Here is a 14,393-nt window from a genome sequence, read left to right as displayed (position 1 = left end):
ATGAAAAACCTCCTCCGAAAAGAACTATTAGCGTTTCTATTCATGATAGCTCTGTTTGTTAACGCTACTGCTCAAAAAAAGAAAAGTAGCGTTGCAAAATCGGATGTAAAGGTTGAAAAATCTAAGAAAAGAAAAAAGAAGGTAAAACTACCTCAAATTGATTTAAGCAATTGGAAGGTTACCATACCAGAAGGTGAAGGAAAAGGAGGAGCTATTAGTGTTGCGCCTCCAGAAATTTTGAATTACGCTACAAATAAGACCCTAATGCCTTATATGTACAACGATTCGACCAAAGGTGCCCTGGTATTTTATGCCTATCCAACTTCCGCAACCACAGCAAATACGAAGTATTCAAGAACAGAACTTCGAGAGCAAATGGTTCCGGGTGATGATAACAAAAACTGGACTTTTAAGCAAGGAGGAACACTGAAGGCAAAGCTTGCAATGAATGACGTTTCTCGAGATAAAAATGGTAAATATCACAAAGTTATTATCCTCCAAATTCATGGAAGATTAACAGATGAGCAACGAGATTTAATTGGGCAGAAAGATAATAATGCACCTCCAGTATTGAAGATTTATTGGCAGAACGGTAAAATTAGAGTGAAGACCAAGAAACTCAAATTTGCCGGTGTCGGCCCTACTGGAATATTGCACAAAGAAGCTTGGACAGATGACGAGGGGTTTAACTTTGAAGACGAAGTGGGATTTAGAAAATTTACGATCGAAGTGAAAGTTTCAGATGGAAAGATGGTTGTAACTCTTAATAAAAGTGAATTCAAAGTATATGAAAATCAAAGCTTAAGAAGATGGGGTGTTTTTGAAAACTACTTCAAAGCAGGTAATTACTTTCAAACACGAGACGAAGGAGCATTTGCAAAAGTAAATTTTTATGAGATTGAAGTTGCGCATTAAAAGCATTGAATAATGAGGTTTACCCCTTATACATTGAATAAGCAACTATTTGGTCTTATACTGATTTTGGTTATGGTATCATGTCAAAGCGGTGACGAGCCCATTGATCTGAATCAAGAAGAATCAGTACCGGAAGAGGAAGTGGTAGTAGATGACAGCGATTCAAATACCAATGAGGAAGAAAGTGAGGAAGAGACAGATTCGGGTATAGTTAGTAATATAGATTTAAGTCACTGGAAGGTTACGTTACCAATTGCGGAAAACGGTAAGACAATTGAAGTTGAACCACCTGAAATTTTAAATTATACAAACAATGAAATGTTGAAAGAGTTTATGTACAATGATACCGAAGATGGTTCTTTGGTTTTTTATACATATCCAGCTGCTTCTACCCAAAATTCGTCCTATTCGAGAACAGAACTTAGAGAACAGATGGTATCGGGTAGCAATTCGACAAATTGGACATTTGCTGAAGGAGGACGCATAAAAGGCAGCTTGTCGGTTCCTTTCATTTCTAAAGATTCGAATAACGAATATCACCGTACCATTGTAATGCAAATTCATGGTAGGTTAACAAATGAACAAAGAGACCGTATTGGAGCAACTGATAATAATGCTCCCCCAGTTTTGAAAATCTATTGGCAAAAAGGAAAGATAAGAGTTCTGACCAAAGTGTTAAAAGATCTCAACGCATCTGGAGACGACATATTAACTACTGATGCTTGGCAAAGTGATGAGGGCTTTGTATTTGCTGAAGAAATAGGTGACCAGAAATTTTCATTAGAAGTTATAGTGACAGAAGGTAGAATGGAAGTAATACTAAATGAAAATGAGTCAGTAGTCTATGATGATATAAACATGCAAAAATGGGGTGTATTCGAAAATTATTTTAAGGCAGGTAATTACCTGCAAACTATAGATGCGGGGGCATCTGCTACGGTTAATTATTTTGATTTAGTAGTGACCCATTAAAGCACTAAGAAAAATCAGGAAAGTTTAGTTCCTAACGGTTGTAATATGAGTTGTTTGAGTTAGTTTTATATTGTTTTGCTGGTCTTTCACGAGGCCAGTAAAACTACTCAAACTTAATTGGTTGTATGGTTGCTCTTTTGGGGCGAACAACGTTGGAATACCTTTCTTGGTTGGAGTAATTTTCATAAATTTAACAAACCAATCTGGTTAACCAGTTTTAGTAGCGACAGATATTAAATAGTATATGAAACTAGAAATCCTTACAAAAAACGAAAATCAAGAAATCCAAAGCAAGATTATTTCCAAAATTCGGGATTTAATTAATTATAAAAATCTTGAGCCTGGAGATAAACTACCTTCGGAAAGAATGTTGTCTGAGAAGTTTGAAGTGAGCAGAACCAATGTTAGGGAAGCTATTCAGAAGCTTGAGTTTTACGGACTCTTAAAATCAAAACCTCAAAGCGGTACTTTCATTGCAGATATTGGCCAAGTGGCTATGAACGGTATGATTGAGGATATTCTTCGATTGGAGGACCCCGATTTTAAGTCTTTGGTTGAGACCAGAATTCTATTGGAACTAAAGACAGTACGACTGGCTGCGCAAAGGAGAACCAAGGAAGATTTAATACAAATGAAGGAAGCTTTGGACGCCTACAGCGAAAAGGTTGAGAATGGTGAAGATGCAATGCAAGAAGATTTGCTATTTCATCTTGCCATAGCAAAAGCAAGCGGTAATAGTACCATGAACACTTTTATGTTGATCATTACACCTGAGATTATTACGAAATTCGAAGAATATCATGTGTGCGACAAAGGTTTGGCTTTTATGGGCATTCAAGAACATCAAGATATATTTGATGCAATCAAAAATCAAGACCCGCAATTGGCCAAAGAGAAAATGAAAGTACATTTTAAAGCACTATATCAATATTGCTATAACATTTAAATGAATACCGAAAAGATAAAAGTGCACGATTTTGTCTTTCTAGTTAAAATATATGAAGGGAATTAATACTTAAAACTTGACTATACAAATTCCGCAGTAATTGAATATCAGTTCCAATTACTTCCAGAAATTTTTAGCTAAAACTTAAGTATGAATGTAAAGACAGGCATATTGCTTGCTGGTTTGCTATTGTCTATTTGAGACAAAGAATATTTGAACAGCCAAACAAAAAAATTATGAAAGTCAAAAGGTTAAGGTGGGGAGTTATAGGCTTAATAGCCCTAGCAACAGTTATCAATTATATAGATCGCCAAGCGTTACCTGTGCTATGGCCTGATATGGCTGAAGAATTATATCCAGATAAAACCGCAGATGAACGCAAAGGAATTTACGCAATTATCTCAACCATATTCATTTTCTCTTATGCATTTGGTCAAGCTATTTTTGGAAAAATTTTCGACAGAGTTGGAACAAGGTTAGGCTTTGCACTATCCATTGGTTTTTGGTCAATTGCAACCGCATTACATGCTTTTGCTAGAGGAGTGGTGAGCCTTTCTATTTTTCGTTCGTTACTGGGTATTGCAGAAGCTGGCAACTGGCCCGGTGCGGCAAAAGGGAACGCAGAATGGTTTCCAACCAAAGAACGTGCGTTTGCACAAGGTATTTTCAATTCGGGTGCCGCTATAGGAGGAATTATTGCCTTTCCAACCATCGGAATCTTATCTGTATATTTCAGCTGGCAATACATTTTCATATTGGTTGGTATCCTAGGCATATTATGGCTTATTCCATGGTGGGTCTTAGTAAAATCTCCTCCTTCAAAACACCCGTGGATCACCGATAAAGAACGTGAATACATTTTAACAGGGCAGCAAAATCAAGATGTGGACGGAGATGGAGAATTTGATGAAGGCTACAATCCTGAAACAGGACAAATGCTATCGCACAAAGAAAGCTGGGGTGTTATCATTGCATCAGCAGCAATTGACCCCATTTGGTGGTTATTTATCTTTTGGATTCCCATTTACCTAAATGAGGTTTATGGTATGGATGTAAAAGCAATTGGTTTTTATGCCTGGGTGCCCTATGTCGGAGCAATGATCGGGGCTTGGTTTGGCGGACTTTTAGCTCAAAATCGTATCAAAGCGGGTTGGTCTGTAAACAAGACACGTAAGTTCGTAATTACACTTGGATGTTTCATTATGTTACCGACATTACTAGCGATGTCAAATCCGGGAGGGCCTGAAACAGCAGTACTTTTGATGGCTATTATTCTCTTCGGTTTTCAAACAGCTATTGGCAATGTACAGACCTTACCAAGCGATTTATTTGGCGGAAAGTCGGTTGGCACACTTGCTGGATTTGCTGGCATGGCCGCTAAGTTAGGGGCGTTTGGACTCACTGCTTTGGTGCCGTGGCTTACATCTGGGGGCAATTATACGCCAGCATTTATCATTGGTGCTGCGTTAGCTATAATTACAACGGCGAGTGTGTGGATATTATGTCCTAAAATTGAACCGCTTAAAAGTAAAATTTAAATAAAAAATAAAATTAATATCATATGAGTACAGCAGAAAAAGTGGCAATTGTAACCGGAGCAACCGGAGGTATCGGTTTTGAAGTTGCAAAAAGACTAGGTAAGGATGGATATACCGTAATTTTGAACGGTATTGAAGATGAGCAAGGGGCAAAAAGAATAGAAGAGCTCGCGGCCGAAGGAATCACTGCCGAGTATTATGGTTTCGATGTTACCAAGGAAGAGGCAGTAACTTCAAATATCAAAGCCATTGGAGAAAAGTATGGAAAAATAGATGTGCTGGTCAACAATGCGGGTGGACTAGGTGGAAGGTCTCGATTTGAAGACATGACCACAGATTTTTACCGATTTGTAATGGCATTAAATCTTGACTCAGCATTTTTCGCTTCAAGAGCGGCAATACCTTTCCTCAAAAAAGGAGAAAATCCAACCATTATAAACTATGTGTCAAATGCCGCGTGGAATGCGGGTGGCCCTGGCGCCGGAATCTATGGCACATCAAAAGCAGGAGTGCAAACATTAACTAGAGCATTGGCAAAAGACTTGGCCGAATACGGCATTCGAGTGAACGCCGTATCACCTGGTACAATAGACACAGATTTTCATAAACAAATAAAGTCTACCAAACCTGAAGTTTTTGCTTCATGGAAAAATAACATTATGCTCGGTAGATTGGGTCAGCCTGAAGATGTAGCGTCTGTTGTTTCTTTCTTGGCAAGTGCCGATTCATCCTTTATTACAGCCGAAACAATCCAAATTGGTGGAGGACAAGGTTTAGGAATATAAAATAAAAGCCGTTGTAAATTTTTAAAATCAATCTAAAATTAATTCCTTTAACTACCGAAATGAAATCGGTATAAATAGGGGAATAACAATAAATAAAGTAGGAATGAACAAAGTAGTAACCTTCGGAGAAATTATGCTCCGGTTGGCACCTCCAGGATATCTCAGATTTTCTCAGGCAAATAGTTTTGATGTAGTGTATGGTGGTGGAGAATCTAATGTGGCCGTTTCCTTGGCGAATTACGGTGTTCCTGTAGATTTCGTGACCCGTCTACCCAATAACGATATTGGCCAATGCGCCTTAATGGAAATGCGAAAAAGAGGCGTGGGCACTGACAAGATCGTTTTTGGTGGTGACCGTTTGGGCATCTATTTTCTTGAAACTGGTGCAGTTTCACGTGGGTCTAAAGTCGTATACGACCGGGCGCATTCGGCAATTGCAGAAATAGAATCGGGTATGATCGATTGGGATGAAGTTTTCAAAGACGTGCAATGGTTTCATTGGACTGGTATTACCCCTGCCATTTCACAAGGTGCGGCCGATGTTTGCCTAGAAGCTGTAAAAGCAGCAGATCAAAAGGGCATCACTATTTCTACAGATTTAAACTATCGCGCCAAACTATGGAATTATGGAGGTGATAGAGAGCAAATCATGACCGAACTTACCTCCTATTGCGATATCATTTTGGGTAATGAAGAAGATGCCGAAAAACACTTCGGCATTCATCCAGAAGGCTTGGATGTGCATAAGGATGGTCATGATGTAAAAGCGGAAGCTTTTCTTTCAGTTTGCAAGCAAATGATGAAGAAATTCCCTAAAGCAAAAAAGGTAATTACAACCCTACGAGGTTCCATTTCTGCATCGCACAACACTTGGGCAGGTGTATTATGGGACGGCTCCAAAATGTACGACACCCGACAATATCAAATTACCGATATCGTAGATCGAGTTGGTGGAGGAGATTCGTTTATGGGAGGGTTAATCTACGGACTATTGAAATATCCAGAAAATGACCAAAATGCCCTCGATTTTGCAGTTGCGGCATCTTGTTTAAAGCACACCATAAAAGGAGATGCTAATTTGATGACCGTTTCAGAAGTGGAAAAATTAATGGGTGGTGATGCATCTGGTAGAGTAGCAAGATAAATAGATAAAGTGGCACAATATTCAAGAATAGAAGTAGCAACGGTAATGAAGGAATCAGGTATGGTTCCTTTGTTTTACCATCCCAATATCGACTTGGGAAAAAAAGTTCTAAAAGCATGCTATGATGGCGGGGCCAGATTATTGGAGTTTACCGCTAGAGGAGATTTTGCCTTTGAAGTATTTTCAGCATTGAACAAATACGCTATCAATGAGCTCCCAGGAATGATTATGGGGGTAGGTTCGATAACCGATGCTGCAGCAGCTTCACTCTTTATGCAGATGGGAGCTAATTTTATAGTTACACCTTCCTTACGAAAAGACATTGCTGTGGTGTGCAACCGAAGAAAAGTACTTTGGTCTCCCGGTTGCGGTTCCTTGACTGAAATAAATGAAGCCGAAGAACTCGGATGTGAGATCGTCAAACTCTTTCCAGGTTCTACCTACGGACCATCTTTTGTAAAAGCCATAAAAGGCCCACAACCATGGACCAATGTTATGCCAACAGGAGGTGTAAGCACAGAAGAATCAAATCTTAAAGCTTGGTTCGATGCAGGGGTTACTTGTGTGGGTATGGGATCTAAATTGATAAGCAAAGAAATTTTAGCCAATGAAGATTTTGAAGGCCTAAAACAAAAGGTAGCGCAAACTTTGGCATTGGTATCAAAGCTCAGGTCCTAGTTGTCAAAACATTTTTATAGCTATGACATCATCTAGTATGTCACTTTCCGAAAGATTAAAAAAAGGACTTAAAAGTTATGGTCCCGCTTTTTTCATCATCGGATATGTAGTTGGTACTGGTAGTGTTACCTCCATGGTGGTTTCTGGTGCCAATTACGGCCTAAGCCTGTCATGGGCACTTTTGCTTTCATGCTTTTTCACGTACTTTCTCTTAGTCGGCATTAGTAAATTGACTATTGTTTCAGGAGAAACCCTGATGTATAATTTTAAAAAGTCTTTCGGAAAGCCAGTAACCATTTTCATCATTGCCGCCCTGCTGGTTTCCATAGTATCGTCTTGTATAGGAGTAATGGGTGTGGTTGCGGAAGTGGCCATGGAATGGATATCGGTAAGGACTTCGATTTCCTTTCTTAATAGACCCATCATTGCCATCTTCTTCATTGCGCTCTTGATTGGTCTTTTTTGGACAGGAAAACATGCTAATTTCATAAAGGCAATGAGCATCATGGTAGGCTTTATGGCCTTTGCTTTTATTATTACCAGTGTCGTAGTTGTTAAGGAGGCAGGAACATCATTTACTGATTTCTTTCCCCAATTACCGCAAGGAGATACTACTGGTCTGGTAGTCGCAGGTATAGTGGGTACGACCATGGCAGGGGTTTGTTTAGCTTCACGCAGTATTTTAGTTCAAGAGCAAGGCTGGGGAGTAAAAGACTTGAAAACCGAGAGCAGAGATGCCATGTCTTCCATGGTGATGACATTTGTTATCAGTCTTGCCATAATGATCAGTGCAACCGGCACCCTTTATTTTAAAGGTTTGGCCGTTGATGATGCTACCGATATGATGAACGCTTTAGGCCCATGGGCAGGAGATTTTGCTCTTAGCTTGTTTACTTTGGGAATTATTGGCGCCGGATTATCTTCTATTTTCCCCAATCTCCTGTTGTTTCCTTGGTTGATTGCAGACTATAGCGGCACCGCCCGGAATATGAAAAAACCACTCTATAAATTGTTGGTGGTATTGGTTGCCTTATCTGGGCTAATTGTTCCCATCTTGGGAGGTAAACCAGTATGGATTTTGATTGCTTCTCAAGCACTTAGCCCATTTATAATGCCGTTGATTACACTCTTTTTATTAATACTACTCAACAGATCTAGCGTCATGAAGGCGTATAAAGTCAACATTTGGATGAATATAGCGCTAGGAGCTACTTTTATATTCAATTGCTATATGTTAACCGTTGCATTCAAAGGGTTCCTAAATTTTTTCTAACACAAAATCAGGATTTTTAGGCGCTCAATAAATTAAGGACTATGAATAAACTTACAAAGAATTCAACAGGCAATACATCGCTTATAAAAAAATTCATGGCCCTTGTCTTGGCCTTCGGTCCCGGAATATTTGCTATTGGCTACACCATTGGTACAGGTAGCGTTACCTCTATGATTGTTGCCGGTAGCACCTATGGCATGCAGCTACTTTGGGTGTTGTTATTGAGTTGCGTTTTTTCAGGCCTCTTAATGTACGTCTACGGAAACTACGCACTGATTTCAGGAGAAACGGCCCTATATGCATTTCGGAAACACCTGAAATGGGGCAAACTCATAGCCATTCTTATAATCGTTGGCATTTCGTTTGGTCAATGGAATTCTCTAATGGGAATCATGGGTATTTCAGCGAATATTATTTATGAAATATTTGCGATTTATGTACCTGAGATTGTTCGATACAAATATGAATCGGTAATTCTCATTGCAGTAGTAGTAACCGCGGTTTTTTATGCACTGCTCTTGGTGGGCAAGTATACCTTTTTCGAGAAGATTCTAGTAATTTTTGTTACCATTATGGGGCTTTCTTTCCTGATTTCGCTTTTTCTGGTGTACCCCTTACCCTCCGAAGTATTACAAGGGCTTATACCCACAATTCCAAAGGTTGAAGGTGGTAAAATGTTGGTGGCTGCATTCGTTGGAACGACGATGGCCGCAGCAACTTTTTTATCGCGCCCTTTATTCGTAAAAGGCAAGGGCTGGACTATCAAAAATCGTGCACAACAAAAAAAAGATGCAATTATTGCTGCCATTCTTGTCTTTTCCATAAGTGCAGCTGTGATGGCTGTTGCAACTGGGGCCTTATTTCATCAGGGCAAGCCGGTGACCCAGGTTTTAGACATGGTCAATACGCTGGAACCCGTTGCAGGTAAATTTGCCTTGACGCTCTTCTTTTTTGGAACCCTAAGCGCTGGTCTATCGTCCATTTTCCCAATTTTGTTGATTGCTCCAATACTAGTAGCCGATTATCAGTCTGGGAAATTAGATACCAGTTCTAAGCAATTTAAGATTATTACCGCTATAGCCTGTTTATTTGCTTTGATAGTTCCTGTTTTTGGTTCAAATCCGGTTGAAATGCAGATCGTCTCTCAGATTTTCAATGTGTTTGTATTACCCTTGGTGATCATCGGAATTATGCTGCTCATCAACAATAAAAAGCTAATGAAGGATTATAAAACCAATGTTTGGATTAATATCGGTCTTTCACTTGCGTTTATATTTTCTTGCGTAATTTCTTATAATGGTGTGATTGCCTTGTTTGATTATTTCTAAAGCTAGGAATAGAAGACTAGGTCAAATCAAATTTGCAATGCGGTAATCACGACATTTTTCACTCTATCTCGCATTATCTCTTTTTCTGTTGCCTAAAAATCCCCTATTTTTATGGCAAATTAAACCCAATGAGTACCAAAGACGAATTCTTTTCACATATTGAAAAGGGATATGCCACCAAAGGCGATTACATAACTATGGGTGCTGCAATGCTTGATGAAGAAGCGGTCACCAATGCATATGTAAAAATTCCATTAAAAACTTTAAACCGTCACGGACTCATTGCCGGGGCTACAGGTACCGGAAAAACCAAAACGCTACAGGTATTGGCGGAAAACCTATCTGAAAAGGGTATTCCAGTGTTATTAATGGATTTAAAGGGTGATTTAAGTGGCATTGCACAACCGAGTCCTGGGCATCCGAAAATAGATGAACGCCATGATAAAATTGGGCTTCCTTTTGAAGCGAAAGGCTTTCCTGTAGAAATTTTGTCCCTATCGGAACAAGATGGAGTTAAACTAAGAGCTACAGTTTCCGAATTCGGACCTACCCTCCTATCGCGTATTCTTGATTTGAGCGTTACCCAAGAAGGTATTGTCGCAGTCGTCTTCAAGTACTGTGATGATAACAAACTGCCTTTGCTTGACTTGAAAGATTTCAAAAAAGTATTGCAATATGCCACCGGAGAAGGCAAACCCGAATTCACAAAAGAATATGGTCGCATTTCTACTAGTTCGACCGGAACCATCTTAAGAAAAATAATAGAGTTAGAGCAACAGGGTGCTGATTTATTTTTCGGAGAGAAGTCTTTTGAAGTTGACGATTTGACCCGTATCGACAAAAACGGAAGAGGGTATATCAATATCATTCGCTTGACCGATATTCAAGATCGACCAAAATTGTTTTCAACCTTTATGCTGAGCTTATTAGCAGAGATCTATTCCACATTTCCTGAGCAGGGTGATAGTGATAAACCAGAATTGATTTTGTTCATTGACGAAGCCCACTTGATTTTTGATGAGGCTTCAAAAGCCCTTTTAGATCAAATTGAAAGCATAGTAAAATTGATTCGTTCCAAAGGAATCGGACTGTACTTCGTTACCCAGAACCCGACCGATGTTCCTAACGATGTATTGGCTCAACTTGGTTTAAAGGTGCAGCATGCCTTAAGGGCCTTTACAGCTCGAGATAGAAAGGCCATAAAGTTGACAGCGGAAAACTATCCAGAATCACCCTATTACAATACAAAGGAAGTATTGACTTCCTTAGGAATCGGAGAGGCGTTAATTTCGGCACTCGATGAAAAAGGAAGGCCTACCCCGCTAGCTGCAACTCTATTAAGAGCCCCAATGAGCCGTATGGATGTGCTTACCGATGCCGAGTTGGAAGGCGTTATAAAAAGCTCCAAATTGGTTAAAAAATATGGTGAGGAAATCGACCGCGAAAGCGCATATGAAATTCTGAACGAAAAAATTGAAAAGGCTGAAAAGGCAGCCGAGAAGGAAAAGGCAAAACCAAAAGCCAGAGCCACATCGAGAAGAAGAAGTACGCGACAAAACCCAATAATAAAAGTTTTAACCAGCGCAACCTTTATTAGAGGCGTTCTAGGGGTGTTAAAAAAAGTATTACGATAGTTTATGAGGAAGTTGGCAACTGCAGCATTATTTTGTTTGGGGATTGTTGCTATACAATGTGAGCAAAAACCGAAAGACACGACATTTTTAATCACCAAAACCAGCATTGGCAAATTGGATAAATCAAGTCTTGCTCGAGATTTGGAGATCATTTACGAACAAGATTCTATTGTTAAAGACACGGCCAAACTTTTGGTAGGCTTTGGGGCAAAAAAGATTGACATTTTCGAAAAGGGAGGCAGTCACCTATTGACCTTAACCCCCAACTCAGACAGTATTCCAAGTATTGAGAATGTTCGTATTCAAGATTCGCGTTTCAAAACTGAAATGGGAATCGGACTCAACAGTACTTTTAAAGAGATTAAAGAAAAGTATGAGCTTGGCAAGATATTGACTTCAACCAATAACGTAGTAGTTTTTATAAAAAATAGCGATCTCTACTTTACGATTGACAAAGCAGAACTACCTTCAAGTTTGCGGTATGCCTCGAGTGTGAATATTGAAGCGGTACAAATTCCTGACAAAGCCAAAATTAAGTACATGATGTTAGGATGGGAGTAAGTACTGTGGTGTTTTATACGCAGTCGAAATGATACTCATTAAGCCTCAACTCCCTGAAATCTATTGCGATTAGAAATCACACATTCTTTGTGCATCTCTGCCCACTCGGTAAGTTCAATGAGTTTTTGAAGATAAGAATGACCAAAATCGGTAAGCTTATATTCTACGCGAACAGGAACTTCTGGGTACATGGTTCGTTTGAGATAGCCATCGCCCTCTAAGTGCTTCAGACGTTCACTCAACACCTTATTAGAGATCCCATAAACTTTCTTCTTGATTTGATTGAATCGCAGTACAGGAAAATAACCTAGGTATAGTATAATCAATATACTCCACTTATCCGAGGCCAACGCCATGACATCGCGTACAGGACACGCCAAGGTAGTATCCCTCAAGTCGACATGACCGAACATTTTTTTTAATTTTTTCGCAACCTTAACTTTCTGATTTTCAGTAATAGTTTCCATAGAGATACTTAATATGGTTTCTTTCACCTCTTTTAAATACTAAAAAGAAGGTGTATTTTTGGTAATAAATAAAAACTAGGTTACTAAAAGTAACTAATTTTTTGGAATCAACAACTTCTTATGACAAAAAAGAGTTTTTAATACATAGACATCATGAAAAAAAAGGAGCTCATCGAATTCTTAAAACGAAACTATTCTTCTTTTACAGCCTTCACAAGTTCGTTGTCAAAAGAAGCATCAGAATATAGCATAAACAAGAAGTGGTCAGCTGTTATGCATTTAGGTCATTTGGTACTCAGTGTAAAACCGCTGGTGTATGTCTTTGAAATGGAAAAGCACTCTATAGCCGAACAGTACGGCACAACGAACGATCCTCCCCGATCATATGAGTTTATCAAGGGTTTCTATTTTGAAAAACTCAAAGGAGGCGGAAAAGCTCCTAAGCGTTTTATTCCTACTACTGAATCACCTTATCAAACCGCTGAACTTTGCCATGGCTTAAATATCTTGGTCGACCAACTAAGTGGTTTAATCGAAAGGTTTTCAGAAGAAGAACTAGACAGCTTGTGTGTACCACACCCACTACTAGGAAAACTGAGTTTAAGAGAGATGTTGTATAACGCCATCTATCACGCGGAGCATCATCAAAATTTAATTGTTACCATGTTAGACGACGAATCCGATATAAACAATTAAAGCTTAGACTATCTTTGCGCCCTTAAAAGAGTTACTAATAAATTGGTAAATGACAAGAAACACCTATGTATAAATTGATCAGCAAATTGTTTGCGCGCAGCTTGGGACTCTATTTTAATCTGACTTCTTTGTTTGTACCAAAAAAAACAGCGAAAAAAGCATTTGTTCTCTTTTGTACACCTCGAAAAGGAAAAGTAATAAAGGGGCAAAAAGGGTTTCTTGAGGATGCCAAGGACCTTATTTTAGAAGAAGGAGATAACAGTATTCAAACCTATCGCTGGAAAGGAACTGGCCCCACGCTCTTGCTAATGCACGGCTGGGAAAGCAATACATTTCGTTGGCGAAATTTTATTCCACGCCTTCAAAAAGAGAATTACAACATTATCGCAATGGATGCTCCAGCACATGGCAACTCCTCTGGAGCTATATTGAACGTTCCCCTCTATACATCATGCGCTCAAAAAGTAATAAACACCTATAATCCACAATTCATCATTGGGCATTCTATAGGAGGAATGACCCTATTGTATAATCTTTTTAAACACGCCAAGCACAATGAAAAGGTTCACAAGGTGGTAACCCTAGGATCGCCTTCAGAACTTTCAGATTTTATGCGACAGTATAAGAACATATTAGGACTAAACGGTAGAATGATGCAACTATTAGAGGACTATTTCATCAATACCTTTGGATTTCGTTTTGCGGAATTTTCCTCCTCAAAGTTTGTAAAAGACATCACTAAAAAAGGTTTATTGATTCATGATGAATTGGACGTCATAGCGCCCTATTGGTCATCAGAGCAAGTACATGCCAATTGGAAGGGAAGCAAACTGGTAACCACCAAGGGGTTGGGTCATTCACTTCATCAAGATAAAGTACGTGATCAAATTGTTGATTTTTTGAAATCGTAAAAAAGAAGTAATTTTAATCAAACTTTTTTTTATGAATAAATTAGCCCCTTTTCATGTGGCAATTCCAGTGCATAATCTTACGGAATGTCGCAACTTTTACCGTGATGTACTCAACTGTGAAGAAGGTAGAAGCAGCGATCATTGGGTCGATTTTAATTTATTCGGGCACCAACTGGTAATTCATTACAAAGCAAAATCAGCAACTTCAGATTTACATCACAACGCTGTAGACGGCAAGGAAGTACCAGTACCACATTATGGCGTGGTGCTCCCTTGGGAAACCTTTCAGTCTTTTTCGGAAGAATTGAAGTCGAAAGGAATTCAATTTATTATTGAACCCTATATTCGTTTTGAAGGACAAGTAGGCGAACAGGCAACGATGTTCTTCAAAGACCCTGCTGGTAACGCACTTGAATTCAAGGCGTTTAAAGATGCAGGACAATTGTTTGCCAACTGATTCTCCATCAGTAACACCAATATTGGCCCTTTGTGGCGACTATTGAGATAGAGCCCCAATCGCCAGCGGAGTTTAGAATTCAAAGATT

The 14,393-nt window shown here is 39.2% G+C and carries 15 protein-coding genes; 14 read left to right on the top strand and 1 reads right to left on the bottom strand.

The features are described from left to right. From ABJN95_RS18075 to ABJN95_RS18025, 11 genes are all read left to right on the top strand, one after another. The gene (locus tag ABJN95_RS18075; RefSeq protein ID WP_348372488.1) at window positions 1-915 is read left to right on the top strand and encodes a polysaccharide lyase family 7 protein; all 915 of its coding nucleotides are present in this window, start codon (window positions 1-3) and stop codon (window positions 913-915) included. A gap of 12 nt (window positions 916-927) precedes the next feature. Beyond that, a complete protein-coding gene (locus ABJN95_RS18070; RefSeq protein WP_348372486.1) occupies window positions 928-1,887 on the top strand; it encodes a polysaccharide lyase family 7 protein in 960 nt (319 codons plus the stop codon). A 244-nt stretch (window positions 1,888-2,131) separates the two neighbouring features. Beyond that, window positions 2,132-2,833 carry a FadR/GntR family transcriptional regulator gene (locus tag ABJN95_RS18065; protein ID WP_348372484.1) on the top strand — a complete coding sequence of 234 codons (702 nt, stop codon included), beginning with the start codon at window positions 2,132-2,134 and terminating at the stop codon, window positions 2,831-2,833. 236 nt (window positions 2,834-3,069) lie between these two features. After that, window positions 3,070-4,371 (top strand): MFS transporter, encoded by a 1,302-nt coding sequence (locus ABJN95_RS18060; RefSeq protein ID WP_348372483.1) that lies wholly within the window; start codon window positions 3,070-3,072, stop codon window positions 4,369-4,371. Window positions 4,372-4,394: 23 nt separating this feature from the next. Then, window positions 4,395-5,156 (top strand): SDR family oxidoreductase, encoded by a 762-nt coding sequence (locus tag ABJN95_RS18055; RefSeq protein WP_348372481.1) that lies wholly within the window; start codon window positions 4,395-4,397, stop codon window positions 5,154-5,156. A gap of 103 nt (window positions 5,157-5,259) precedes the next feature. Beyond that, on the top strand, window positions 5,260-6,300 hold the full coding sequence (locus ABJN95_RS18050; RefSeq protein WP_348372480.1) for a sugar kinase: 1,041 nt from the start codon (window positions 5,260-5,262) through the stop codon (window positions 6,298-6,300). Window positions 6,301-6,309: 9 nt separating this feature from the next. Then, window positions 6,310-6,978, top strand: coding sequence for a bifunctional 4-hydroxy-2-oxoglutarate aldolase/2-dehydro-3-deoxy-phosphogluconate aldolase (locus tag ABJN95_RS18045; protein WP_348372478.1), 669 nt, complete (start codon window positions 6,310-6,312; stop codon window positions 6,976-6,978). Between the two features lie 22 nt (window positions 6,979-7,000). Then, window positions 7,001-8,251 carry an Nramp family divalent metal transporter gene (locus ABJN95_RS18040; RefSeq protein WP_348372476.1) on the top strand — a complete coding sequence of 417 codons (1,251 nt, stop codon included), beginning with the start codon at window positions 7,001-7,003 and terminating at the stop codon, window positions 8,249-8,251. 41 nt (window positions 8,252-8,292) lie between these two features. Next, window positions 8,293-9,579, top strand: coding sequence for an Nramp family divalent metal transporter (locus ABJN95_RS18035; RefSeq protein WP_348372475.1), 1,287 nt, complete (start codon window positions 8,293-8,295; stop codon window positions 9,577-9,579). 128 nt (window positions 9,580-9,707) lie between these two features. After that, entirely contained in the window at window positions 9,708-11,213 is a 1,506-nt protein-coding gene (locus ABJN95_RS18030; protein ID WP_348372473.1) for a helicase HerA-like domain-containing protein, read from the top strand. Window positions 11,214-11,216: 3 nt separating this feature from the next. Beyond that, window positions 11,217-11,774 (top strand): hypothetical protein, encoded by a 558-nt coding sequence (locus ABJN95_RS18025; protein WP_348372471.1) that lies wholly within the window; start codon window positions 11,217-11,219, stop codon window positions 11,772-11,774. A 38-nt stretch (window positions 11,775-11,812) separates the two neighbouring features. Here the strand turns inward: ABJN95_RS18025 and ABJN95_RS18020 are convergent, their stop codons facing one another. After that, a complete protein-coding gene (locus ABJN95_RS18020) occupies window positions 11,813-12,241 on the bottom strand; it encodes a helix-turn-helix domain-containing protein (protein WP_348372469.1) in 429 nt (142 codons plus the stop codon). Between the two features lie 153 nt (window positions 12,242-12,394). Between ABJN95_RS18020 and ABJN95_RS18015 the strand changes: the two genes are divergently transcribed. From ABJN95_RS18015 to ABJN95_RS18005, 3 genes are all read left to right on the top strand, one after another. Next, window positions 12,395-12,937, top strand: a complete 543-nt coding sequence (locus ABJN95_RS18015) for a DinB family protein (RefSeq protein ID WP_348372467.1) — start codon at window positions 12,395-12,397, stop codon at window positions 12,935-12,937. A gap of 65 nt (window positions 12,938-13,002) precedes the next feature. Continuing rightward, a complete protein-coding gene (locus ABJN95_RS18010) occupies window positions 13,003-13,848 on the top strand; it encodes an alpha/beta hydrolase (protein WP_348372466.1) in 846 nt (281 codons plus the stop codon). A 31-nt stretch (window positions 13,849-13,879) separates the two neighbouring features. Continuing rightward, on the top strand, window positions 13,880-14,305 hold the full coding sequence (locus tag ABJN95_RS18005; RefSeq protein ID WP_348372464.1) for a VOC family protein: 426 nt from the start codon (window positions 13,880-13,882) through the stop codon (window positions 14,303-14,305). Window positions 14,306-14,393: the final 88 nt, after the last annotated feature.

Source organism: Maribacter sp. (genome assembly GCF_039974175.1).
Taxonomy (GTDB): Bacteria; Bacteroidota; Bacteroidia; order Flavobacteriales; family Flavobacteriaceae; genus Maribacter_C.
Note: the sequence above shows the minus strand (reverse complement) of the source record. Positions and strands in the feature narration are given on the sequence as shown.